This is a genomic window from Ilumatobacter sp. (assembly GCF_030065885.1).
Taxonomy (GTDB): domain Bacteria; phylum Actinomycetota; class Acidimicrobiia; order Acidimicrobiales; family Ilumatobacteraceae; genus Ilumatobacter.
Genome location: NZ_JASJCS010000085.1, coordinates 1 through 24,246 on the forward strand (window position 1 = coordinate 1; position 24,246 = coordinate 24,246).

The window sequence follows — 24,246 nt, forward strand, 5'->3', positions numbered from 1 at the left end:
CGTCACCGTCCGCCAGACGACGCTGAGCACGGGTGGCCCGCAGCCGGCAGGCGAGTGGACTCGTCGTTCGCCGGCCCGCGTCTCGTGGGCCCGTCGATCGGGGCGTCACCGTCGAGCTGCGCGCGCTCCTGATGAGCGCCGGCACCGGCGCAGCCCGTGGACGGAGCATGGCCTGTGGCCGGCCGGCGTCGGATCGTCGTCGCCTCAAGATCGGCCGTTGGCCCCTAGCGGGCGGCACAGCAGTGGCGTACGCGGTGGGGGTGGATCCCGATGAGAGGGAGGAACCATGCGCGCTCCAGTACGTGGTGCGGTCTGTCGCCGGATGGCCGTGATGACGACGATCGCACTGACTCTGACTGCCGGCTGTGGAAGCGGGAGCGACGACTCGACCGGCGTCACAACGGCCGCCGACGCAACGACGCTCCCGGCCGAACCTGCTGCCTCCGAGGCGGACGCCACGACGCCGCCTGCTGACGAGACCCGCGTGGCGCTCGTCTTCGTCGGGCACGGCGAGCCGGTCCATGTCGCGGATGGTGACGTTCCCATCAGCTTCCCCGACGGCAGCGAGTTCGGTCCCCACGGCGCGAGCCTGGGTGCACCGGTCGAGATGCAGCACACGGAGTGGGCGGCCGCCTACGACGAGATCGCGATGGCGATGACGTACATGTTCCCCGATGTGAACAACAACGGCGTCGAACACGAGATGGAGATCTCGCCTGCCGGCGACGTCCCGCCGTTCTTCACGTGGGAGGCGTTCCACGACGAGGTGATCGAGATCTATGAGTCGTTCGGCGACTACAGCCCGCACAACGATCGGATCGCCGAGCATGTCGCTGCTGTCGATGTGGCGTTCGACGGCGCCGATGTCGTCACCCATCTCGCCTTCCTCGATGCCGTGCCGCGCATCCCGGATGTGATGTGGGACATCGCCCAAGCCGGTGACTACGACGCTGTTGCCGTGGTTCCGCTGCTGCTCGCTACCTCGACCCACACCCAGGAGGTCGAGGATCAGATCGAAGAGGTCGCCGCACTCGTCGGTGGGCTCGACGTCGTCGTCACGCCGCCGTTCTACGAGGTGCCCGAGATGCGAGCCCACGTGAAGAACGCGGTGGTCAACATGGCGACCGAGCTCCGGGCATCGGTCCCTGACGATGCCAGCGACGAACTCATCGGTGTGGTCCTCGCCGCCCACGGCACGCCGTACGTGCCCGCCGATCCGTCGGCCGGGTGGAAGGAGGGCGAGATCTTCTCGAACCTCGGACCAACCGAGGACGAGTTCCATGACGAGATCGCCGCCGAACTGCACTGGACGACGCGCACCGGGCGCATGAACTACGACGAGCCGTCGATCGAGGAGTCGTTGTCGGCGTTCGAAGCGGATGGCATCGAGCACGTTCTGGTGGTCCCCTCGGCGTTCCCCACCCCGGCGATGCACACGATGTACGACGTCGCCACGCCGGCAGTCGGCCGGCCGGTGACGCCCGACGAGGGCGTCGTGGTCGTCGAGCGGCCATCGGGCATGCACGTCTACTACTGCGCCGACGGGTACGCCGACCTCGATGTCGGACGCGACGAGTTCCGAGCCGGCCTGACGTTCATCGCGCAGCGCGGCGTCGAGACGGTGCTCGGGCAGTCGTGAGGTAGTGCGTCGTCAGACGTCGAGCGCGAGTCCGGTTCGACACCGACCGGACCCTCGCACGGTCCGACGAGTTCGTCCACGTCGGGTGGGCCGTGAGCAGGCACGTCGGGGCAGCAGGCCGCCGACCGAGATGGCGATGCCCCCTGCTCCAGCCCGACCAGCGGGCGAGGATCGTGGGGTGCCGGCGAGATGAGTAGGAGGGCCGAAGGTACATGGACGTACCCGGTGACCGGCGCGACCATTGGAGTAGAGACGCACGTGGCACTCGACCGAGGAGGCACCATGGAGGTGCTGGCTGGGATTCTGGGCATGCTGATGCAGCTGGCGATCTTCGGGGTGATCGCGTGGGCGATCGTCCGCTTCTTGGGGTACCGCCGCGAAGCAGGTGAGGGGGCAGACGTCGATCGCGCCACGTCGGTCCGCCGCCTCTTCGTCTACGGACTCATGCTCGCGACGCTGATCCTCGGTGCGATCGGCACCACGATGATCGGCCGCACGCTCCTGACCTCCAGCTGGTCCGATGAGGAGCGCACGGAGCTCGCCCTCGGACTCGCGTTCACGCTCGTGGCCGGACCTGCGTACGCGTTCCTCGTGCGGTTCGCTCGCGGCCGCCTGCGCGACGATGACGGCGAGCGCACCTCCTTGGCGTGGGCCGCCTATCTCAACACCGCGCTCGCCTCGTCGCTGATCGTGGCCACCGTGACGGCCCACAACTTCCTCGCAGGGGTGTTCGGCGCCGACGAGTACGAGTGGCGGAGCATCGCACCGGTGGTCGTGTGGGCCGCGGTGTGGGCGATGCACTGGTTCTGGCTGCGACCCGCCCATGGTCTCCCCGGCGATCTGCACCTGGCGGTCGGGAGCTTGACCGGCCTGGTCACGATGCTGATCGGTCTCGGCGGTGTCGCCTACGTCGTCGGCGACGAGATCTACGCCTCGGTCGTCGAACGCCTGCCGGCCGGCCACGAGTCGCCAGGACTCGCGATCTGGCTCATCGCGACCGGGGTCGGGGCGGTCGTGTGGGCATGGCATTGGCTGGGGTACTACCTGAGGGCCGAGCGGACGTCGTTCTGGCACGTGTACGTGTTGCCGATCGGCACGCTGGGCGGCCTCGTCGCTTCGATCTCGTCCGGCGCCACGATCGCCTACTGGACCGCCGTCTGGTACCTCGGCGACCGGGAGATGGACCTGCCCAGCGAACACTTCGAGCACGTCTCGGTGGCCGCCGGGTTCCTGGTGGCCGGGATGGCCACCTGGTCGTACCACCGCATCGTCCTGCAGACGGGCGGCGCCGTCGACCGGTCCGAACCCCTCAGGTCGTACGACTATCTGATGGCGGCGTCCGGTCTCGTCGCCACGGTCGTGGGTGCCGCGCTCGCGCTCGTCGCGCTGTTCGAGTCGATCGCCGCCCGAATCACCGGCGACCCATCCGACGTGGCGAATCGCCTGATCCTGGCCGTCATCCTCGGTGCGATCGGGCTGCCGTTGTGGTGGACGTACTGGTCGCGGATCGGCCAGCACCTCGACGTCGACCCGATCGCCGAGATCGGCTCGCCGACCCGCCGGCTGTATCTCGTCGTGCTGTTCGGCGCCGGCGGCCTGACCGCGCTGATCAGCCTGATCGTGGTGCTGTTCGTCGGCATCGAGGATCTGCTCGACGGCACGTTCGGCGGCGAGACACTCGACTCCGCCCGGGTCGGGCTGGCACTCCTCGCGACCGTCACCGGTGTCGCCTGGTACCACCTCGGCGTGTTCCGATCGGACCGAGCCATCGCCGAGCAGCACGCCCCCGCCCCCGCGCCGCTGCTGCCACCGGCGCCGCTGCCGCCACCCGAGACCCACGTCGTCCTGATCGCTCCGCGCGGCGGTGAGCTCGCCGAGGCACTCGCGGCCGCAACCGGAGCGGTCGTCGAGACGTGGGTGCGCGAGGACGACATCCCGATGCCCGACATCGACATCGACGAACTCGTCACCCGCATTCTGGAGGATGCCGGCCACGAGGTCGCGGTCGTCGTGGGCCCGACGGGTGCCGACGTGATCCCCTACGTCGCGTGAGGAGCGACCCGTACGAGGGCGTCGGAGTCGTCACGGACGGGGACTAGGGTTCGGGCCGAGCCGCTCGAAGGGACTCCGAACATGAGCGACGCCAAGCCGCGGATCTACACCCAGAGCTTCGCGAGTGTCTACCCGTTCTACGTGCAGAAGGCTGAGAAGAAGGGTCGGGCCAAGCGTGATGTCGACAAGATCATCCGTTGGCTGACCGGCTACTCACAGCGCCAGCTCAACAGCAGGCTGAAGGCCGAGATCGACGTCGAGACCTTCTTCGGCGAGGCCCCCGAGCTCAACCCCGACCGTCGGCTCATCACCGGCGTCGTCTGTGGGGTGCGTGTCGAGGAGATCGAGGAACCGACGATGCAGGAGATCCGCTATCTCGACAAGCTCGTCGACGAGCTTGCACGGGGCAAAGAGATGGAGAAGATCCTCCGAGCAGCGTGATCGCTGAGATCGTCCGGTCCCGCATCGAGCGCTCGACCCCCCCCGAGACGGCAGCGCCTTCCGACGCGCTGGGGGTCCCGGTGCGCGGTGCGGTGCAGACGGTCGGCGAATCCGTCTACGACGACGCGTCCGCGAGGTCGGCGATGTCGGACATGATCTCGGCGAGCTCGTAGTCCTTCGGTGTATAGACCGCGGCGACACCGGCCTCGATGAGCTTCGGTTGGTCGTCCTCGGGGATGATGCCGCCGACGACGACGGGACACTCGATGCCCTCGGCCCGCAGCTTGCCCACCAGGTCGGGCAACAGCTCGAGGTGCGAGCCCGACAGGATCGAGACACCGATCACGTCGGGGTCCTCGTCGCGGGCCGACGCCACGATCTGGTCGATCGTCAGCCGGATGCCGGAGTAGATGACCTCCATGCCGGCGTCGCGCGCCGCCACCGCGATCTGCTCGGCGCCGTTCGAATGGCCGTCGAGGCCCGGCTTGGCGACGAGTAGTCGAACCGGGCCACCCGGCCGCGACTGCATGCGCGCCGCCAGTGCGGCGAGACCGTCGATGGCGCCGCCGCTCGCGCCGCCGACGCCGGTCGGCGCCCGGTACTCACCGAACGCCTCTCGCATCACGGCGCCCCACTCGCCGGTCGTCCCGCCCGCACGAGCCAGCTCGATGGTCGCGGGCATCACGTTCTCGTCAGTTGCCGCGACCCGGCGCAGTTCGTCGAGCGCAGCATCGACGGCCGCCTGATCCCGAGCCGACCGCCACGCCTCGACATCGGCGACCATCTCGGGGCCCACCGCCGGGTCGACCGTCAGGATCGCGCCCTCGCCGCCCAAGGGCGACGCAGCGGTCTCGGTGAAGTCGTTGACGCCGACCACCGTCTGCTCGCCGGCCTCGATTCGGCGGGTCCGCTCGGCCATCGAGGTGACCAGCCGCGACTTCAGCGTCTCGACCGCGGCGAACGCGCCGCCGAGGGCCAGCACGTCGTCGAGCTCGGCTTGCGCGGCGTCGCGCAGCTCGGCCGTCTTCGCCTCGACGACGTGCGATCCGTCGAACAGGTCGCCGTACTCGAGCAGATCGGTCTCGTGCGCAAGCACCTGCTGCATGCGCAGCGACCACTGCTGATCCCACGGGGTGGGCAAGCCGAGCGCCTCGTTCCATGCCGGCAGCTGGATCGAGCGGGCACGCGCCCGCTTCGACATCGTGACGCCGAGCATCTCGAGCACGATCCGCTGCACGTTGTTCTCGGGCTGCGCCTCGGTCAGCCCGAGCGAGTTGACCTGCACCCCGTAGCGGAACCGGCGAGCCTTCGCGTCCTCGACGCCGTACCGCTCGAGCCCGATCCGGTCCCACATCTCGGTCATCGCGCGGAGCTTGCAGATCTCCTCGACGAACCGGATGCCGGCGTTGACGAAGAACGAGATCGAGCCGAACACCTGGCCGAAACGGGCCTCGTCGACCTGGCCCGAGGCGCGCACCGCATCGAGCACGTCGATCGCCGTCGCCAGCGAGTAGGCGATCTCCTGCACCGGGGTCGCGCCCGCCTCCTGCAGGTGGTACGAGCAGACGTTCATCGGGTTCCATGCCGGTGCGTTCTCAGCGCACCAGGCGACCATGTCGACGATCAGCCGCCGCGAGGGGCCGGGCGGGAAGATGTACGTCCCGCGCGACAGGTACTCCTTGACGATGTCGTTCTGTGTGGTTCCGCGCAAGTCGGTCGAGGCCACGCCCTGCTCGTCGGCGTTGGCGACGTAGAGCGCCAGCAGCCACGACGCCGGCGCGTTGATGGTCATCGACGTGTTCATCTGGCCGGGCGGGATGCCGTCGAGCAGCGTGCGCATGTGACCGAGGTGCGCGACCGGAACGCCGACCTTGCCGACCTCGCCGGTCGCCAGCTCCGAGTCGGGGTCGTAGCCGGTCTGGGTTGGCAGGTCGAATGCGATCGACAGGCCGGTCTGGCCCTTCGCGAGGTTCGTCCGGTACAGCTCGTTCGACGCCTGCGCGGTCGAGTGACCGGAGTAGGTCCGCATCATCCAGGGGCGGTCACGGGGCTCGCTCATGTCATTCTCCAGGAAATCGTCGCGGTGCTCTCAAGGTCGCCGCGACCAGGACCGATACACAAAACGTCCGATCGAACTGCCGGCCCACGAGTCTCGTGGCGGGAACCTCCGATCCGGCAACTGGGACAAGCGGTCGGGCAAGAATTCGGTGCCGGTGGGTGGCGGCCCACCGGCACCGGGTATTTTTCGGCCGCTTGCGGGACAGGACGTCGCACCGCAGGCTCGCGACGGTCACGCATGCAGCGCTCACAGCGCGTCGGCGAGCCGTCGCAGGTACTCGTGGCGGCTGATGTCGACGGCGCCCAGCGATGCGAGGTGCGGGGTCGTCCACTGCACGTCGAGGAGTCGGCCGTCGGTCTGGTGGAGCCAGTCGACGACGTGCACGAGCGCCACCTTCGAGGCATCGGTCGCACGGTGGAACATCGACTCGCCGGCGAAGAACCCACCGATCCTGACCCCGTAGAGCCCGCCGACCAGTTCGCCGTCGGCATCGCTGCCATCGAGGTCGCCACCGGTGCCGTCGCTGCGTGCGTAGATCTCGATCGAGTGCGCCCAGCCGAGCTCGTGCAACCGCGTGTAGGCGTCGATGAACGCTCGGTTGATCCAGCCGCCGCTGCGGTCGGGTGCCGCACATGCGGACATGACCTCGCGGAACCGGGTGTCCATCCGCACGCCGTATCGGCGCACGCTGCGTCGCAGCGATCGGCTGACCCGGAGACCGTCGAGGGGCAGCACCCCGCGCGGGTCGGGCGAGAACCAGGCGATACGTCGCCGGTCGAACGGCATGGGGAACAGGCCGGTTCGATAGGCGGTGAGCAGCGTCCCGGGTTCGAGGTCGGCACCGAGTGCCACGATGTCGCTGTCATCGATCGGCCCGACCGTCGGCATGGTCCAGCGGCTCGGCGGCGGTTCGATCGGCGTGATGAGCGGCGTGGCGGGGAGATGATCGAACCGCTCGGCTCCCGCCCGCTCGCTCATGGTGACATCCTGCCACGCGGCCCGGCGGTGCGCTCACGATCGTCCGATCAGCCGTAGTCGTAGAAACCCGAGCCGCTCTTGCGACCGAGTCGGCCGGCGGCGACCATCCGGCGCATCGTCGGCACCGCCGCGTAGTGCGGGTCACGGAACTCCTCGTAGAGCGCGTCGAGGATCGCGACCGTCGTGTCGAGACCGACCAGGTCGAGGAGCTGGAACGGCCCCATCGGGAAGCCGCAGCCGCCCTTCATCGCGGTGTCGACGTCCTCCATGCTGGCCGTGCCGCTCTCGACGAGCCGGACCGCGTTGTTCAGGTAGGGGAACAGCAGCGCGTTCACGACGAAACCGGCGCGGTCCTCGACGAGCACCGGGTCCTTGCCGCAGTGCTCGGCGAACGAGGTCGCGGCGGCGATCGTCTCGTCGCTGGCGGTGATCGGGCGCACGATCTCGACGAGCGACATCGCCGGCGCGGGGTTGAAGAAGTGGATGCCGCACACCTGCTCGGGCCGCTGCGTGGCCATCGCGAGGTCGATGATGGGCAGCGTCGAGGTGTTGGTCGCGAGGATGCCTTCGGGCTTGACGATCTGCTCGAGCTCGGCGAAGAGGAACCGCTTGACCTCGAGGTCCTCGACGACGCTCTCGATCACGAGATCGCAATCGGCGAGCTGGCCGAGGTGGTCGGTGACCCGGATGCGCGACATCGTCGCCTGGCACTCGCCGGCCTCGATCTTGCCCTTCGCGACCTTGCGTTCGAGGCCGGACGCGATCTTGTCGCGCACGGCGTTGGCCCCCTCGAGCGTCCGTGACCGGACGACGACGTCGTGGCCGGCGCTGGCCGCCACCTCGGCGAGGCCCGACCCCATGATGCCCGACCCGAGAATGCCCACCTGGAGGATCTCTGCCATGACTCGACGGTAGTTACCTGCGGGTAACTCGGGCAAGTGCCGATGGTCCCGGACCTCGTCGGCCCGGCCCGCCCGAGCCCGATCAACGCGTGAGCTTCTTGCGGACATAGTGCGCAAGAAGCTCACGCGTTCGATCGCAGGTGGGCAGTTCCGTGTGGGGCGGGTGGCGGCGTACGATCGCCCACATGACCGGGACTCTCGTGTTGCAGGGTGGTGGTCCGTTCGTGGCCAACGACGACCTCGACCAGCGGGTGATGAGCGGCATCGACCGGATCGTCGTGCTGCCGACCGCCGACGCCTACGAGCAGCCGGCCCGCATGATCGAGGCCGCGACTGCATGGGGTGAGCGCCTCGGCATCCAGGTCGACGCACTGATGGTGCTCGTGCGGTCCGACGCCGACGAAGCCGCCGCAGCGACGGTGGCTGGTGCGCCGGCGGTATTCCTCGCCGGTGACTCCTCGAGCCACCTCCGCAGCGTCCTGAAGGACACGCCGCTCTTCGACGCCCTGACCGGTGTGCTCGAACGTGGCGGCGTGCTCGTCGCGGCGGGCGCCAGCGCCGCCGCGTTGTGCGACCCGATGACCGACAGCAGGGGCGGCGGCTTCACGATCGGTCTCGGGCTGGTCGACGGCCTCGCGGTCATCACCGACGCAGAGACCTGGCCGACCGATCAGATCGAGCGGACGCACCACCTCGCCGACACCACCGTTGTCGACCTGCCGACCGGTAGCGCGCTGGTCCGCACCGGCGACGGCTGGGAGGTCGTCGGCGACGCAGCCGTCCACGGCGACCTCCCGACCTGACGTTCATTCGGGCTTCACCGGACCGACCAATCGGATCCGGCTACGAGCCCACGCGGCCTGCCACCTCTCCGAGCTCACTGCCGCCGCAGCGGCGCCGTGACGCCGCCGCTTCGACGCTCGCCCACCTACGACGACGCTCGCCGATCTCGCCGGAAGCCATGCCCCGGCGCGTTGTCGGCGTCGAGCGGACGTGATGTCACTTCGTGGACCGATCCGATGGCCGATACTCGACGTCACCGGTGAACGTCCACAGCGTGGAACCCGGCGGGAGGTCGAACAAGGGGGTGTCGTCACTGGGGATGTCCCCTTGCATCAGGATCGTGCCCTCGCCCGAGGCGTTCGCGAAGCGCCCGGTTCCGTGGTCGACGACCCAGGTGCCCTCACCCTCGAAGCCGTCCCATTCGTCCTCGATGAGGTCACTGAAGATGATCTCCCAGGGCAGGATGTGCGCCAGGACCAGCATGTCGCCGTTGGCGGCGGTGAAGGTGGTCGTGCCCTCGCTGTAGCCGACGGGCGGGCCCATCGGGAAGTGCGAGCACTGCGTCAGGGCCATCTCGAAGTGGCCGAGGTGGTGCATCTGTCCCGTGCCGTTGCTGAAGAACACCCATTCGGCCCACGCCGGGCAGTCGAGCGGCTCTTCCGGTGTCGGGAAGATGCGCCCATTGTCCAGCGCGAGCACGCTCTCGTCGATGTGGAGCGTGCGGAGGGGTTGGTTGCCAGCCGCCATGGCGGGGCCGGCGGTCGCCATCATCACGAGCGCCGTGGCACCGATGATGCGAGAGAGTCGCTTCATCGCGCTCTCCTTTCTCTGGTCCGCACCCGGGGGGGCGGGGTACGGGAGGGCGCGCACTCGCACCCTCGAGTCAATTGAACGCCCGGGCGGCGGTCCGCTCAAGCGAACTCGGTCACATCGGCGGGCTCAGTGCTTGGCGCTCGGCGGGTGGTCCATCTTCATGTAGACGCCGCCGGCCTCGAGCTCGTCGAGCATCTGGTCGAGTCGCTTGCGGCGGGTCTCAGGGCGCTTCGCGCGCTCGATCCACCCGAGGTAGTCGTTCTGCTGGTACGCCGGCCGCGCCCGGTAGTCCTCGACGAGGTCACGTGCCTCGAGCTCCGCGAGCACGTCGGGCGGCATCGGCTGACGTGCTCGGCGCGCCATCACGTCGCACTCTCCGGGAGCAGGGTCCGTGCGGTGAGCGTGCGCACGGAACGGATCCGTTCGATCGCGTCGGCGCCCCAGCGGTCCTTCGTGAGCAGTCGGAACTTCGCGTCGATGTCGCCGCGGGTCAGCGGTGCGTGCATCGAACCCCGCTGCCCGTGCACGGTCCGCTCGAGCACGGTGCCGTCGGTGAGCGTGATCCGCACCCGGCCACCCATCTTCCAAGCGTAGGTCGCGTCGAAATCCGGATGCGGGCGGATGCTGCGCACCTTGGCCTGGAGTGACGCGATCGCGTCGTCGGTGATCCGGCCGGCGTCGAACGTCGCCGGGTCGGCGGGGTCGGTCAGGATCGCGGCCGCGATGTTGAACTCGGCCGAGTACTGCGCGGCCATCACCGACGCGGTGCCGTCCATGCTGTTCTGCGTGGCGGCCTTGGTCGGGCCCTCGGCGTCGATGTGGGCGATGCGATCCGGGGTCAGAGCGTGCTCGGCGCGCAGCTCCTCGGCTGCCTGCACCATCGGATGGATGTCGCTGCACGACGGGTATGGCTTGACGGTGATCTCGTCGATCATCCAGCGCTCGCCCAAGCGATCGGTCAGTCGATCGACGTGTGGGTCGTCGGTGAACACGCGGCAGAACCCGTACTCGCCCGCCAGCCCGTCGCTGGACCCCTCGAAGCTACGATCGGCGAGCAGCGCCGCGGTGAGCCCGCCCTCCGCGGCGCGTCCGGCGTGGAGCCGCTTGGCCATCCCGCCCGACGCCGCGAACTCCATCGTGCCGGAGGCGAGCGACGCCGCGATCCCGAACGCGTGGTTCATCGCCTCGCCGTCGAAGCCGAGCAGGCGCCCTGCAGCGGCGGCGGCGCCGAAGACGCCCGACATCGACGTGGGGTGGAAGCCGCCCAGCATGTGCGAGGCGGGTCCGACCGCGATCCCGGCGCGGCCCATCGCCTCGTACCCGATCACGATCGCCTCGAGCAGCTCGCCGCCGGACGCGTCGAGCTCCTGGCCGAGTGCGAGCGCTGCAGGAACGACCACGGCACCCGGATGGCTGATCGCTTCCTCGTGCACGTCGTCGAGCTCGAACCCGTGCGCCGACGCTCCGTTGGCGAGCGCGGCCATCGCCGGCGCGGTGCGGGTTCCACCGACGATCTCGCAGGGCCCGTCCGCACCCGTCGCCGCTGCATGGGCGATCACCGACTGCGACCACGGCAGGCGCGACCCGTACACGATGGCGCCGAGGGTGTCGACCAGGCAGTCGATCGCTGTGCCGGTGAGCCGGTCATCGACCCGTCCGTCGAGCCCCGCCAGGAAGTCGGCGAGCCGGCGCGAGGGGGTCACGGCTCGCCGAGCGCGCGCAGCGCCAGGTGCTGCAGGTGCGGCACGGCGTTCTCGTGCTGGACGTCGGCGGTGCCGCTCGGGTCGACCATCAGCGGCCCGGGCCGGTAGCCCCGACTCGACATGTTGCGGTGCACCGACTCCATCAGCCCGAAGTCCTCGGCGACGGTCGTGTTCCAGTCGAGGTCGATCACCTCTTGCTGGGCGACGGTCGGCTCGTCGGTGTCGAACCACCACTCCCTGATCAGCAGCGTCCGATCGACGGCGAGCGGCACCCACCGGAACGTGTTGAGCACGCGACCGGGATAGCACTGGATCGAGCTGACCGGCCACGTGAAGAACGAGCCGTAGTCGGCGCTCTCGCCGGCGAGCTCGTACGTCGCATCCTCGGCGGTGACGGCCTTCGCGCTGTGGACCACGTTGTGGCCGCTCGGCGTGATCACGAACGTCGTCGGGTCGACGACGCCGCTCGTGAACGCCTGGTGCACGTTGGGGCAGTGGTAGCACTCGTTGTAGTTCTCGATCGCGATCTTCCAGTTCGCCTCGAACGTGTGGGTGAGGCGCGCCGTCAGGCGCCGCTCGCGGGCGTCGGGTGCGAGCTCGAGCAACCGGTCCTCGATGCCCGGTGCGTACTCGGCGAGCGGCATGGCGTCGAGGTCGAGGTTCAGGAACACGAAGCCGGCCAGCTCGTCGACGTTCACCCGCGGGACGCAGATGCCGCCGAGCTCGTCGGCAGCGATCCGCCGGGCGCGGGTGAGGTTGCCGGCGAGGTCGTAGGTCCAGGCGTGGTACGGGCAGAGGATCAGTGGGAGGTGCGTCGTGCCGTCCGCCACGAGCTCGTGGCCGCGGTGCTGGCAGACGTTGTAGAAGCCGTGGATCCGCTCGCCGTCGTTCGTCACGAGCACGCGCTCGCGGCCGATCGTCGCAGTGATCAGGTCGCCGGCGTTCGCGAGCTGCGAGACGTGACCGACCATCTGCCACGTGGTCGCGAAGATGCCGTCGAGCTCGCGCTCGAACACGTCGGGGTCGGTGTAGTACCGACCGTCGATCGCCCGCGTCGAGGTGTCGGTCATGGCAGCTCCCCCGGTGAACGCGTGAGGTTGTTGCGGCGTATGTGCGCAACATCCTCACGCGAATCGAGGTGGCGGGTCGTCGTCATCATTGCGATCATGGAAGGTCGGCGAGCGCGGCGACGAGGCGGTCCATGTGCTCGCGGAGGTTGACGTCGCAGCGCAGGAAGCGCTGGTCGAGCCCACGGAACGACACCGAACCGTCCTTGACGATGACACCGCGCTCGAGCAGGCCCTCGAAGACCTGTGTCGAGCCGATGTCGGGGTCGAGGATCTCGACGAGGAAGAAGTTCGACGCGCTGCCGGGCACCATGCGGAACCGGTCGAGTGCCTCGAACCGATCCTGCACGTAGCCGCGACTGTCGATGATCGTCGCCACGGTGCGCTCGACGTGCTCGTCGTCGTCGAGCGCCGCGATCCCACCGGCGAGCTGGAGCTGACCGATGTTCCAGGTCGGTTTCACCGCCAGCAGCGCATCGACGATCGACGGTGCGGCGATGCCGAAGCCGAGCCGCAGCCCGGCGAGCCCGAACGCCTTCGAGAACGTGCGCAGCACGATCAGGTGCGGGTAGTCGTGTGCGAGGTGGATGTAGCCGGGGCCGCCGGAGTAGTGGACGTACGCCTCGTCGAGCACGACGAGCGCGTGCGGGGCCGCCTCGACGATGCGGCGGACGTCGGCCTCGCTCATCCACGTGCCCGAGGGGCTGTGCGGGTTGGTGACGAAGACGATCCGCGTCGCCGGCGTGATCGCGTCGATGTAGGCGTCGACGTCCATCGCCATCGTTCCGCGGTCCGTCGCCTGATGGGCGAGCACCGGCACCCGCCCCTCGGCCTCGGCGAAGAGGTGGTAGATCGGGAAGCACGGACCCGGCATCAGGATCTCCTCGCCGGGTTCGCAGAACGCACGGATGATCAGTGCGATCACCTCGGTCTCGCCCGAGCCGCAGATGACCTGGTTCGGCTCGTAGCCGTACGTGTCGGCGATCTTCTGGCGCAGCGGCTCGGCGGTCCACGAGGCGTACAGGTGCATCGACTCGATCGCCTCGGCGACCGCCGCCTTCGCCTTCGGCGAAGCGCCGTACGGGTTCTCGGCCGAGCCGAGCTTCGAGATCTCGGCCGGCGAGATCCCGTACCGCTGCGCGACGTGGTCGACCGGCAGCCCAGGAACGTAGTACTCCGGGTTCTTGAGTCCGGGGTGGGCGAGGTGCATCAGATCCTCCTGGTGTCAGCGTGGGTGAGCGGCGAAGCGGAGCCGAGCCGGCCGGGCATCGTCACCCTGCCGAAGTGGGTGAGCGGCGAAGCAAGGCGGAGCCCGGTCATGGGCGGTACTCGGGGTTCTCGAGTCCGAGGTGGGCGAGGTGCATCGGATCCTCCTGATCCTGTCGTGCTGGCCGATCGGTCGTGCTGGTCAGTCTTGGTAGATGTTCGCCTGGCGGCGGTTGTCGTGGAAGGCCTCGATCGCGGTCGCGACGTCGTCGTGCGACTCGGCGACGACGAACGCCAGGAGCGTCTCGAGCAGGGCGGTGGCGGCGATGTTGGACGAGAAGGGGAGCGGCGAGTCGTTGGGCACGACGAACGCGTGGGTCGAGAGTGGCACGATCGGCGATGCATGGCTGTCGGTCACGACGATCACCGGCACCGAGCGCTCGACCGCGAGCCGAACCGCTTCCACCACCTCCGAGCGGTACGGGCTGAACGTCATGGCGACGAGGACATCGCGCCCGTCCATGCGAGCCACGTCGTCGATCGCGAGCCCGATCACCGGGATGGCGGTCACGTTGTCGACCGCCATCGACGCCACGTAGGCGAAGTTCTCCGCGAGCGTTCGGGCGGTGCCGACGCCGAGCACGTTGGCCCGGCGAGCCTCGTCGATCAGGTCGGCCGCGGCCCTCAGCTCGTCGGCGTCGGCGCTCGCGAACAACGACTCGACGTTGGCGAACGCGGCACCGGCCATGTCGGCGAGCAGCGAGCCGTGGCTGCCGCCCTGGCTGATCGTCTGCAGGAAGCGGGCGCGGTCGGGGAACGACAGCGTGCCCTCGGCGGCGTTCTGCCGGAACGGGGTACGGAGGTCGTCGTAGCCGTCGAAGCCCACGGCCCTCGCCATGCGGACGAGCGTGTTCGGTTTCACGCCTGCGGCGTCGGCGATGCCACGCATCGAGGTGACGGCGATCTCGCCGGGGTTGTCGAGGACGTAGACGGCGGCCTGACGCACCTGGGGTGAGAGGTCGTCGAGCACCGACGACAACGCACCCAGGATCTCGGTGGGCTCGGACGGAGTCGGCTCGACGAGGGTCATGCCAGGAGCGCCTCCTCGAACGGGAACGTCGACAGGCGCTCCGCTCCGGTCGGCGTGACGAGGTACATGTCCTCGAGCTTCACACCGGGGCCACCGCGATCGGAACCGACGAAGCTCTCCACGGTGAGGACGGCGCCGGCGACGAGCTCGCCGTCGTAACCCTCTCGCCCCCAGTCCTGGGGGTAGACGATGCGCGGGTACTCGTCGGTCATGCCGATCCCGTGCGCGAGGCACGTGTACCGGTGGGCGACGAACTCGTCGGCCTGCCGGAACGACTTCTCGGAGAGCTCGCGGAACGTCCGTCCCGGTTCGATCAACTGAGCGTTGTGCGCGAGCTCGTCGCGGGCGCGCCGGTAGCGGTCGCGCTGGCCGGCGGTGGGCGCCGCGTTCCCGGCGACCCATGTGCGCGAGATGTCCGCGGAGTACCCGAACGGTCCGACCATGTCGGTGTCGACGGCGACGAGGTCGCCCGCTTCGACGATGCGCTCGGACGACTGCTGGTACCACGGGTTCGTTCGCGGGCCGCTGCACAGCATGCGACCGTCGATCCAGTCGCCGTCGTGGGCGATGTTGATCTGGTGCAGCAGGGCGAGCAGCTCGTTCTCGCTGACGCCGGGCGGCTGGGCGCGGAGCTCGCCGAGCGCGAGCTCGGCGACGGCGACCGAGTGGCGGATGCACGTGATCTCCTCGGCCGACTTGACGTACTTGGCGCGCTCGACAAACGGCTCGGCATCGACGACGTCGAACCCCGCCTCGGCCAGCGCGAGCGACGCCGACGGATTGACCGGCTCGAGCGCGACCCGGGCGCGTCGACCGGCTGCGGACACGACGTCGTCGACGAACCGGGTGACCCGACCGCGCTGGTCGAGCCCGCCGTCGAAGCCGTTGAGGCCGTGCGTCGGCCCGAACGCGTCGATGACGTCGTGGTCGGTCGCGTACGCGCCGTACATCGTCAGCGCGCCGTCGGCGGTCACGAACAGCGTGTAGGTCGGGATGTGCGACTGGTAGGGGAGGTACTCGCGCCAATCGGCGGTGTAGCGCAGGCTCACCGGGTTGGTGAGCACGGCGAGGTCGACGGCGTGCCGCCGCATCTGCGCCGTCAACCGCGCCAGCCGGTACGCCCGCAGTGCGTCGAGGTCGACGTCGGGTCGTGGCAGGGACGGCTGGGGCGACTGGGACAGCACGGCCATGGTGGTGCAAATGTACCAGAGCGCCTCACAGATGGTACGGTCGTCCGCCGTATGGCAGTCCCTCAATCGGCGCGGGTCGTGATCGTCGGCGGCGGCATCACCGGCGCCAGCCTCCTGTACCACCTCGCCCACGAAGGGTGGACCGACACGCTGCTGGTCGAGAAGGCCGAGCTCACGTCGGGGTCGACGTGGCACGCCGCCGGTCAGGTCACGCACTCGGTGTCGAGCTACACGCTGGCGCACTTCCGCAAGTACGCCTGCGAGCTGTACGCGTCGCTGGAGGGCGAGACCGGGGTGGCCACCACGTGGCACCCGTCGGGGAGCTTCCGGGTCGCGTACGAGCCGGTCGAGGTCGACTGGCTGCGCGGCCAGCTCGGCGTGGCCGAGTACGTCGGCAACGAGATGGAGTGGGTCGACAAGGCCTTCATCGCCGAGCGTCACCCGTTCTACGACGTCGACCAGATCGTGGGGGCCGTGTGGACGCCGAACGACGGCCACGTCGACCCCACCGGCGCCACCAACGCGATGGTCGCCGCGGCGCGGGCGAGGGGTGCCGCCGTCAGCCGCCGCAACCGCGTCGTCGAGATCGACCGTCGGCCCGACGGCTCGTTCGACGTCGTCACCGAGCGGGGCACCGTGCACGCGGAGCACGTCGTCAACGCGGCCGGGTGCTACGCCCATCAGGTCGCGCAGATGGTGGGGCTGTCGGTGCCGATGGCCAATGCGCTCCACAGCTACCTGATCACCGACGCGGTGCCCGAGTTCGCCGACCTCGACCGCGAGCTGCCCGTCGTGCGCGACGACTACCTGTCGGGCTACGTCCGGCAAGAGCAGCAGGCGGGCCTGATCGGCATCTACGAGCAGTCCGACGCCGAAGCGGCCTGGCACGACGGGCCGGACTGGGGTCTCGAGAACCCGCTGTTCCCGGCCGACTTCGACCGGATCGGCGCCTGGCTGGCCCGGGCGTTCGAGCGCGTCCCGATCCTCGAACCGCTCGGCATCAAGCAGGTCATCCGCGGCGCGATCGCCCATACCCCCGACGGTGAGCCCTTGCTGGGGCCGTCCGGTGTGCCGAACTTCTGGCAGTTCGTCGGGGTGCAGGTCGGCATCGCCGACGGACCGGGCCTCGGGCGCGAGCTCGCCCGCTGGATGGTGCACGGCGAGACCGACGTCAGCGTCCGGGCCTACGACGCCCGCCGATTCGGCTTCGTCCGGGCCGGCGACGAGCTGCGGTACGGCCGCGTCAAGGGCTGCGAGGACTACGAGTACCGCCACCAGACGCCCGTCCCCGGGCTCGAGCACCCTGCCGCGCGGCCCTACCGCACGACGCCGCTGATCGAGCGGTTCCGCGAGCGCGGCGCCGTGTTCACCCAGGTCTACGGGTGGGAGCGGCCGAAGTGGTACCCGACCGTGGCCGGCCTGCCGCAGGAGGACGTCGTGGCGTTCCGCCGCACCGACTGGTTCGAGCCCGTGCGCGAGGAGTGCCGCGCCGTGCGCGAGCGGGTCGGCATCCTCGACTCGACCGCCTTCGCCAAGTTCGATCTCGTCGGACCCGACGCGGCCGCCGTGCTCGACGGCCTGATGACCAACAAGGTCCCCGCCACGGGCCGGATCGGGTTGTCGTACCTGCTCACGCCGAGCGGTCGGATCGAGGGCGAGATGACCGTGACACGGCTCGCCGACGACCACCTCTATCTCGTCTCGGCGGCGGTCGGTGAGATCAAGGACCGTGAGTACTTCCAGACCCACTGGCCGGCGGGCGCAGACGCCGAGTTGCGCGTGGTCTCCGACGATCTCGGCGTGATCGCACTGGCCGGCCCGCTCGCCCGCGACCTGCTGGCGCGCTGCACCGACGCCGATCTGTCCAACGACGCGTTCCGCTGGCTCCGGGCGCGGACGATCTCCGTGGCCGGCGTCGACGTGCGTGCGCTGCGGGTCGGCTTCGTCGGTGAGCTCGGGTGGGAGCTGCACGTGCCGACCGCCGACCTGGGCGTCGTGTACGACGCGCTCTGGGAGGCCGGCCAGGACCTCGGCGTCGCCAACGTCGGCAACCACGCGCTCGACTCGCTGCGGATGGAGAAGCGCTACATGATCAGCCGCGACCTCACGCACGACGTCGGACCCGACGAGGCCGGGTTGCACCCGTTCGTGAAGGTCGACAAGGGCGACTTCGTCGGTCGCGAGGCGCTGCTCGCGCGCCGTGCCGCCGCCGAGTCGGGCGAGCACCCGTATCGCTGGCAGCTCACCTACCTCGCTGTCGACACCGACATGGCCGAGGTCCACGGCAGCGATGCCGTCTACGCCGACGGGCGGCCGATCGGCATGGTGACGACGGGTGCCTACGGCTTCAGCGCGCAGCAGGGCCTCGCGTTCGCGTACCTCGCGCCCGAGTACACCGAGCCCGGCACCGAGCTCGAGGTGCGCGTCATCGGCGACTTCCGTCCGGCACGGGTGCTCGGCGAACCGATCTACGATCCGACGAGCTCACGGCTCAGGATGTGACCCGAGGGAGGGCGAGGCCGATGACGCAGGTGCAGCAGGTTCACCGCCGCTACCACTCGTACGCCGGCTTCGTCACGACGCCGCAGTACTTCGACGACAGCCCCCAGCAGTTCCTCCAGGTCGCACCCGCCGGCACCGGCGTCCTGCAGCGCGTCAACCACATCGCCGACTACGAGTACGAGCTCGGGCAACGCGCCGACAACTTCGGGCTGCTCGAGGAGTCGGCGATCTGTCTCGGGCGCTCGCACTGCCAGGTCATCGGCCAGGTCGGCAGCAACTGGGTGCACTGCAACGGCACGTCGCCGTCCGACATCGAGCGGATCTGCCTCGACATCTCCGACAAGGCCGGCGCCCGCTTCTTCATGGCGGGCCACTGCCTCGTCGAGGCGCTGCGGGCGCTCGGCGCCAGGACGATCACCGTGGCCAACGCCTACTACCGGACCGACTGGTCGGCCGGCATCAATGGGTACCTCGAGGCCGCGGGCTTCGAGATCCTGTGGGCAGGCGATCTGGTCGATCAGGGTCTCGTGGCCGACGAGCACGAGAAGCTGCGGATCGAGGCCGAGACGCTGTGGGACTACCCGAACCACCTCATGATCGCGGCAGCGGCCGACGCACACGAACGCGCGCCCGAGGCCGATGCGGTCGTGCAGACCGGCGCCGGGTTCCGGATGCTTCAGGTGGTCGACGCGGTGGAGGGGCAGACCGGCACGCCGGTCGTCGCGTCCGACTTCGCCCTGTACTGGGCGATGCTCGACCACCTCGGCCTGCCGGCGGCCCCAGGCCACGGCGCGTTGCTGGCGACGTTGGGCGGCTGACGCGATGCGGCAGATCTTGGCGCTGTGGGCGGTGCCGCGATCGACCTCGACGGCGTTCGAGTGGATGATGCGCACGCGCGGTGACATGGAGTGCTTCCACGAGCCGTTCGGCGAGGTCTGGTACCAGGGTGAGGAACCGCTATGGCCGCGGGCGACCGCCAACAGCGTGCGCACACCCGGGCTCACCTACGAGTCGTGCTGGGCGGCGCTGACGTCCGCTGCCGAGCGCGGACCGGTCTTCATCAAGGACTTCCCGCTCTACATCGACACGCTCTGGACCGACGACTTCCTCGCGCACTTCCGGCACAGCTTCCTGATCCGGGATCCCCTCAAGACGCTGATGTCGATGTATCGCAAGTGGCCCGACTTCCACATCAAGGAGACCGGCTTCGCCGAGCAACGCGAGCTCTTCGATCGGCTCGCCGACCAGCACGGCGCGCCGCCGCCGGTCATCGACAGCGACGACCTGCTCGAACGCCCGGCCGAGCTCGTCGAGGCGTGGTGCCACGCCGTCGAGATCCCGTTCATGGCCGAGGCCCTGCGGTGGGAGCCCGGGCCGCGCGACGAGGTGAGCTGGTGGGACGGCGGCTCGTTCCACGAGAACCTCCGGAACTCGCGTGGTCTCGAACCGCAGCCGCGTGTCGATGTCGACCTGAGCGAGGCGCCCGAGCGGGTCTGGGAGGCGTACGACGTGGTCGAGACGCACTACCGCCACCTCTGGCAGCATCGGATCCTGGCGTGAGCGCCGGGCATCGGCCCGCGACGCGCGCCGTCGGCTTCGTGACGCCGCCGCGATGGGTCTCGCCGTCGCCGGTCGAGTTCGCGTCGTCGGTCGTCGAGCCGGTCGTGGCGCAGCAGTGCTTCCCAGACCTCCCCGACTTCGGCTACACGCTGGCAGAGGTCGCGGCCGCCCGCACGGCCTGCGAACGTGCCGCCGCGATGCTCGGCGAAGCGGGTTGCGCGGCGGTGGCGATGGAGGGCACGCCGTTCGCCTGGGCGGGCGGCTCGGGCGAGGCCGGCGCTCGCGGTCGGGTCGCATCGATGGCCGACGCGGCCGGCGTCCGAGCCGTCATGGCAGCGACCGCGATCGTCGACGGGCTTCGTGCGCTCGGCGTCGAACGTGTCGCGCTGTGCCCCACGTACTACCCGCCCGACTGGCGCGACGCCTGGAGCGGTTTCGTCGCATCGTGCGGGTTCGACGTGGTGTACTGCCGCACGATGGCTGACCAGGGGATCACGAGCGCGATCGACGACCTCGATCAGTTCGGCTGGGCCACCGGTCCCGACCGCATCGTGGCCGCGATCGAGCGCTGCGCCGAGGTCGACGACACCGCCGAGGCCGTGGTCGTCACCGGTGCCGGCTGCCGGACGACGCCGATCATCGACGACCTCGAACGGCGCGCCGGTCGGCCGGTGCTCGGCGCCGACGGTGCGTTGTTCTGGGCGCTGGCGCAGGCCGCAGGGTTGACGCTGCGCGCCGGCGCCGTCGGTGAACTCACCCGGGCGGCCGCCTGATGGCGACGACCATCGCCGACATCGTCGGCTCGGACCTCTGCATCGGGTGTGGACTCTGCGAAGCCGTCACCGGCGGGAGGGTGCGGATGGAGCTGACCGGCGCCGGGTCGCTCCGGCCGGTCCCCCTCGACGGCTTCCGCTCCGAGGAGGAAGTGCAGCTCGTCACGGCATGCCCGGGCATCGTGGCGTCACCCCGGGCCGAACCCGGGCAGCCCGTCGATGACGTGTGGGGGTCGTACCGCTCGATGTCGTACGCGTGGGCGGGCGATCCCGACGTTCGCTTCCGGGCGGCGACGGGCGGCGTGCTCACGGCGCTCGGCACGCACCTGCTCGCGGACGGCCAGGTCGCCTTCGTGCTGCACGTCGGCGCCGACCCCGAGCACCCGGTCCGGTCGAGATGGGTGATCAGCGAGACGCCCGCCGACGTGCTCGCCAACTCCGGGTCGCGCTACGGTCCGACGGCGCCACTGGCGGGGTTGTGCGCCGCACTCGATCGGCAGGAGGCGTTCGCCATCATCGCCAAGCCGTGCGACCTCTCGGCGGTCCACTCGTTCTCGCGCGTCGACGAGCGTGTCGATCGGTGGTGTGTCGCGCGCCTCGCGCTGGTGTGCGGTGGCCAGTCGCGCCTGAGCAAGACGCTGGGCGTGCTCGACCGGTTGGGCGTCGCCGAGGACGAGGTCGCATCGCTGCGATATCGCGGCAACGGCAACCCCGGACCCACCCGCATCCAGACCGTCGGTGGCGCTGCCCACGAGGTGACCTACCTCGAGATGTGGGCGGACGAGGCGACGTGGGCGGTCGAGACCCGCTGCAAGCTGTGCCCGGATGCGCTCGGGGAAGCGGCCGACGTCGCCGCGGCCGACGCGTGGCCGGGCGGTGCACCGGTCGGCGAGGACCAGGGATTCAACGCGATCGTCGTCCGCACCGCCGCCGGCGAAGCGCTCGTCGATGACGCGGTCGCGGCCGGCCGGCTCGTCGTCGGCGGGCCGATCACGCCGCGCGAGTTCGACGACCTGCAGCCCCACCAGGTGCGGAAGAAGGTCGCGCTGGCCGCGCGGTACGAGGGCCTCGCCGACGCCGGCGCGCCGCCGATCGCCGCCGACGGCCTCCGGCTCGACGCGCTCGGCGCTCGGCTCGCCGCCGATGGATGGCAGGCCGAACGCGACGGCGCCGCGCGTCGGATCGAGGAGGCCCGGTCGTGAAGATCGTCGGCATCACCGTGTGGGCGCTCGACCTGCCCCTCGTCCGGCCGTACACGCTGTCGGGCGGCAGGCTGGCGTTCGAGCGGCTCGACTCGACGATCGTGCGGCTCGAGACCGACGCCGGACTCGCCGGCTGGGGTGAGGGCTGCCCGTGGGGCTCGACGTACCTGCCGGCGTTCGCCCGGGGCATCCGTGCGGGCGTCGAGGAGCTCGCACCCGTCGTGCTCGGGCTCGACCCGCGCCCCACCGACGCGGTGTACCGGGCGATGGATCTCGCCTTGCCCGGGCACCCGTACGTCAAGTCGCCGATCGACATGGCCTGCTGGGACCTCGCCGCGCAATCGGCCGGGCTGCCGCTCTGCGATCTGCTGGGTGGCCGTACCGGCGGATCCGTGCGGCTGCACTCGTCGATCCCGAGCGGCACCCCGGCCGAGCTGATGCGCGAGATCGACCTCGCGCGCGCCGACGGCTACACGATGCACTCTGCCAAGGTCGGCGCCGACGTCGACGCCGACATCGAGCGGATGCGCTTCCTCGACGCGCAGATGTCGCGCGACGAAGTCGTCACGTTCGACGTCAACCGGGCCTGGCTGCCGGCCGAGGCGATCGCTGCGCTCAACGCCACGAGCGAGCTGCAGCGCGTGATCGAGCAACCCTGCGAGCACCTCGAGCAGCACCTGCACGTCCGCCGCCACGTCACCCAGCCGCTGGCGATCGACGAGTCGCTCCAGTCGCTCGGCGACATCCTCCGCATCGTCGAGACCGGCGCCTGCGAGGTGGTCGGGCTCAAGATCGGCCGCGTCGGCGGTCTCACGGTCGCGAGGCGGATCCGCGACGTCTGCATCGAGGCAGGGATCCAGATGAACATCGAGGACACGGGCGGCACGACGCTGCAGGCGACCGCCGCAGTCCATCTCGCCCACGCGACACCCGAGCCGTTCCGGCGGGCGACGTGGATGTGCGTCGAGCACCTGACGAACGACCCGATCGAGGGCGGGGCCCGCAACGGCGGCGGGTGGTCGGTCGCCCCGGAGCTCCCGGGGCTGGGGGCGGCACCGGACGTTCCGGCGCTGGGCGACCCCGTGGCCGACTACCGCCACCCGGGCTGAGCCGAGGCCTGCGGAGTGGGGGCCGGCGCCGGACGAGCGGTTCGGGTCACCGCCAGGCGAAGACCGGCTGCTCCAGGTGGTCGACCCGCTCGCCGGCGCGACCGGCCATCGCAACCTGGCGGAACTGGTAGAGCACGGCGCCCGTCGGTGCGTGGATCAAGTCGTTGCCGAGCGGGATCTGCACGACCGGGCGGTCGCTCTCGGGGATGTCGACGAACCGAGGTTCGCCGTCGCGCAGCGCGTGGAGCCCGACGCGGTACAGCGCCAACACCTCGTCGGGCGAGGGACGGAGCTCGGGGTCGGCACCACCCCACAGCACGATCGGGCTGATCACGTAGCCCGACCTGGTCGGGTAGTCGTCGAGCCAGCCGACCACGGCGTCGCCGTCGAGCCGGAGGCCGATCTCCTCGTCGACTTCGCGGAGCGCCGCATCGAGCGCGGTCTCGCCCGGATCGACGCGGCCACCCGGGAGTGCCCACTGGCCCGCGTGCCGGTTCATCCGCGACGGCCGCCGGCACAGGAGGAACGCAGCGCCGCCGGCGACGCCGATCATCCGGCCGTCGAGCCCAACGACCTCGCCCGGCACGTCGGTCATGTCGATGTCGTCGGCGAGCAGCGGGTCGCCGTCGTGGTGCTCGACGTGGCTGTCGACGATGACGATCGCCACGGCGGCGTGCTTGCGATCGCCGAGGTCGCACACGGCGCGAGGGTGCGCGTCGAGGTGCCGGCGCAGCGTCGCTCGGAGCTCGTCGGAATAGGGGATGACGTCGGGGGAGTTCACCGTGCGTCCACTGTCGCAGCAACGGGCCCGGGGCGGCGAGCCATGCCGCGCTGCTCGCGACGGCGACACGACGACACGACGACACGACGACACCACGATCCGACGACACCCGGCGGGCGATCACCGTGAGCCTGATCAGACTGCACAACGAGGACTGGGGGTTCGAGACGAACTGCTTCGTCTGCGAGCCTCGCAACGAGCACGGCCTGCGGATCCCGTTCTTCCACGACACCGATCGCCAGGTCGTCACCGCCGAGTTCGAGCTGCCCGACGCGTTCAGCGGCGCGCCGACGCTCGTCCACGGGGGCGTGACGCTGGCGATCCTCGACGCGGCGATGGCGTGGGCGTGCATCGCGGTCGGCCACCGCTGGGCCGTGACCACGGAGACGTCGACCC

The 24,246-nt window shown here is 70.1% G+C and carries 21 protein-coding genes and 1 pseudogene; 11 read left to right on the forward strand and 11 right to left on the reverse strand.

Annotated features, from left to right (window positions below; translation table 11 throughout):
* Nucleotides 1–331 precede the first annotated feature (331 nt).
* The 3 genes from QNJ12_RS16600 (at nt 332) to QNJ12_RS16610 (ending at nt 4,132) form a co-directional block, all read left to right on the forward strand.
* Nucleotides 332–1,639: a ferrochelatase gene (locus QNJ12_RS16600; protein WP_300624241.1), complete on the forward strand. Its 1,308-nt coding sequence runs from the start codon at nt 332–334 to the stop codon at nt 1,637–1,639.
* A 282-nt stretch (nt 1,640–1,921) separates the two neighbouring features.
* Nucleotides 1,922–3,691 carry a DUF5671 domain-containing protein gene (locus QNJ12_RS16605; RefSeq protein WP_300624243.1) on the forward strand — a complete coding sequence of 590 codons (1,770 nt, stop codon included), beginning with the start codon at nt 1,922–1,924 and terminating at the stop codon, nt 3,689–3,691.
* A gap of 81 nt (nt 3,692–3,772) precedes the next feature.
* The gene (locus QNJ12_RS16610) at nt 3,773–4,132 is read left to right on the forward strand and encodes a DUF2200 domain-containing protein (protein ID WP_300624244.1); all 360 of its coding nucleotides are present in this window, start codon (nt 3,773–3,775) and stop codon (nt 4,130–4,132) included.
* A gap of 115 nt (nt 4,133–4,247) precedes the next feature.
* Here QNJ12_RS16610 and QNJ12_RS16615 read toward each other — a convergent pair whose 3' ends face one another.
* The 3 genes from QNJ12_RS16615 to QNJ12_RS16625 all read right to left on the reverse strand — a co-directional run bounded on the left by QNJ12_RS16615 (nt 4,248) and on the right by QNJ12_RS16625 (nt 8,071).
* Nucleotides 4,248–6,191, reverse strand: coding sequence for a protein meaA (locus QNJ12_RS16615; RefSeq protein ID WP_300624246.1), 1,944 nt, complete (start codon nt 6,189–6,191; stop codon nt 4,248–4,250).
* Between the two features lie 246 nt (nt 6,192–6,437).
* Complete coding sequence (aat, locus tag QNJ12_RS16620) at nt 6,438–7,169, reverse strand: leucyl/phenylalanyl-tRNA--protein transferase (RefSeq protein WP_300624248.1); 732 nt, start codon at nt 7,167–7,169, stop codon at nt 6,438–6,440.
* A 47-nt stretch (nt 7,170–7,216) separates the two neighbouring features.
* Nucleotides 7,217–8,071 carry a 3-hydroxyacyl-CoA dehydrogenase family protein gene (locus QNJ12_RS16625; protein ID WP_300624250.1) on the reverse strand — a complete coding sequence of 285 codons (855 nt, stop codon included), beginning with the start codon at nt 8,069–8,071 and terminating at the stop codon, nt 7,217–7,219.
* Nucleotides 8,072–8,256: 185 nt separating this feature from the next.
* Between QNJ12_RS16625 and QNJ12_RS16630 the strand changes: the two genes are divergently transcribed.
* On the forward strand, nt 8,257–8,874 hold the full coding sequence (locus QNJ12_RS16630) for a Type 1 glutamine amidotransferase-like domain-containing protein (RefSeq protein ID WP_300624252.1): 618 nt from the start codon (nt 8,257–8,259) through the stop codon (nt 8,872–8,874).
* Between the two features lie 196 nt (nt 8,875–9,070).
* Here QNJ12_RS16630 and QNJ12_RS16635 read toward each other — a convergent pair whose 3' ends face one another.
* The 7 genes from QNJ12_RS16635 to QNJ12_RS16665 form a co-directional block, all read right to left on the reverse strand.
* The gene (locus QNJ12_RS16635) at nt 9,071–9,667 is read right to left on the reverse strand and encodes a hypothetical protein (protein ID WP_300624254.1); all 597 of its coding nucleotides are present in this window, start codon (nt 9,665–9,667) and stop codon (nt 9,071–9,073) included.
* Nucleotides 9,668–9,793: 126 nt separating this feature from the next.
* Complete coding sequence (locus tag QNJ12_RS16640; RefSeq protein WP_367281804.1) at nt 9,794–10,006, reverse strand: YdeI/OmpD-associated family protein; 213 nt, start codon at nt 10,004–10,006, stop codon at nt 9,794–9,796.
* Nucleotides 10,007–10,029: 23 nt separating this feature from the next.
* Nucleotides 10,030–11,370, reverse strand: a complete 1,341-nt coding sequence (locus tag QNJ12_RS16645) for an MmgE/PrpD family protein (protein WP_300624258.1) — start codon at nt 11,368–11,370, stop codon at nt 10,030–10,032.
* Nucleotides 11,367–12,440, reverse strand: a complete 1,074-nt coding sequence (locus QNJ12_RS16650) for an aromatic ring-hydroxylating dioxygenase subunit alpha (protein ID WP_300624260.1) — start codon at nt 12,438–12,440, stop codon at nt 11,367–11,369. Before QNJ12_RS16650 ends, QNJ12_RS16645 begins: the two co-directional genes overlap by 4 nt.
* Before the next feature lie 94 nt (nt 12,441–12,534).
* Nucleotides 12,535–13,647 (reverse strand): histidinol-phosphate transaminase, encoded by a 1,113-nt coding sequence (hisC, locus tag QNJ12_RS16655; RefSeq protein ID WP_300624261.1) that lies wholly within the window; start codon nt 13,645–13,647, stop codon nt 12,535–12,537.
* A gap of 198 nt (nt 13,648–13,845) precedes the next feature.
* Complete coding sequence (locus QNJ12_RS16660) at nt 13,846–14,733, reverse strand: MurR/RpiR family transcriptional regulator (RefSeq protein WP_300624263.1); 888 nt, start codon at nt 14,731–14,733, stop codon at nt 13,846–13,848.
* A complete protein-coding gene (locus QNJ12_RS16665; protein ID WP_300624265.1) occupies nt 14,730–15,923 on the reverse strand; it encodes a Xaa-Pro peptidase family protein in 1,194 nt (397 codons plus the stop codon). The genes QNJ12_RS16660 and QNJ12_RS16665 overlap by 4 nt, the downstream gene beginning before the upstream one ends.
* Before the next feature lie 51 nt (nt 15,924–15,974).
* Here QNJ12_RS16665 and QNJ12_RS16670 point away from each other — a divergent pair, with 51 nt between their 5' ends.
* Genes QNJ12_RS16670 through QNJ12_RS16695 form a run of 6 tightly spaced genes read left to right on the forward strand, consistent with a single transcriptional unit; the run spans nt 15,975 to nt 23,069 of the window.
* Entirely contained in the window at nt 15,975–18,425 is a 2,451-nt protein-coding gene (locus tag QNJ12_RS16670) for an FAD-dependent oxidoreductase (RefSeq protein WP_300624267.1), read from the forward strand.
* Nucleotides 18,426–18,445: 20 nt separating this feature from the next.
* A complete protein-coding gene (locus tag QNJ12_RS16675) occupies nt 18,446–19,243 on the forward strand; it encodes a hypothetical protein (RefSeq protein ID WP_300624269.1) in 798 nt (265 codons plus the stop codon).
* A gap of 4 nt (nt 19,244–19,247) precedes the next feature.
* The gene (locus QNJ12_RS16680; RefSeq protein ID WP_300624271.1) at nt 19,248–19,985 is read left to right on the forward strand and encodes a hypothetical protein; all 738 of its coding nucleotides are present in this window, start codon (nt 19,248–19,250) and stop codon (nt 19,983–19,985) included.
* Nucleotides 19,982–20,758, forward strand: coding sequence for a hypothetical protein (locus tag QNJ12_RS16685; RefSeq protein WP_300624273.1), 777 nt, complete (start codon nt 19,982–19,984; stop codon nt 20,756–20,758). Before QNJ12_RS16680 ends, QNJ12_RS16685 begins: the two co-directional genes overlap by 4 nt.
* Nucleotides 20,758–21,960: a Coenzyme F420 hydrogenase/dehydrogenase, beta subunit C-terminal domain gene (locus QNJ12_RS16690; RefSeq protein WP_300624275.1), complete on the forward strand. Its 1,203-nt coding sequence runs from the start codon at nt 20,758–20,760 to the stop codon at nt 21,958–21,960. The genes QNJ12_RS16685 and QNJ12_RS16690 overlap by 1 nt, the downstream gene beginning before the upstream one ends.
* Nucleotides 21,957–23,069 carry a mandelate racemase/muconate lactonizing enzyme family protein gene (locus QNJ12_RS16695; RefSeq protein ID WP_300624277.1) on the forward strand — a complete coding sequence of 371 codons (1,113 nt, stop codon included), beginning with the start codon at nt 21,957–21,959 and terminating at the stop codon, nt 23,067–23,069. The genes QNJ12_RS16690 and QNJ12_RS16695 overlap by 4 nt, the downstream gene beginning before the upstream one ends.
* 46 nt (nt 23,070–23,115) lie before the next feature.
* Here the strand turns inward: QNJ12_RS16695 and QNJ12_RS16700 are convergent, their stop codons facing one another.
* A complete protein-coding gene (locus tag QNJ12_RS16700) occupies nt 23,116–23,850 on the reverse strand; it encodes a CoA pyrophosphatase (RefSeq protein WP_300624279.1) in 735 nt (244 codons plus the stop codon).
* A gap of 125 nt (nt 23,851–23,975) precedes the next feature.
* Here QNJ12_RS16700 and QNJ12_RS16705 point away from each other — a divergent pair.
* A pseudogene (locus QNJ12_RS16705) lies at nt 23,976–24,246 on the forward strand (hypothetical protein); the annotation flags it as partial.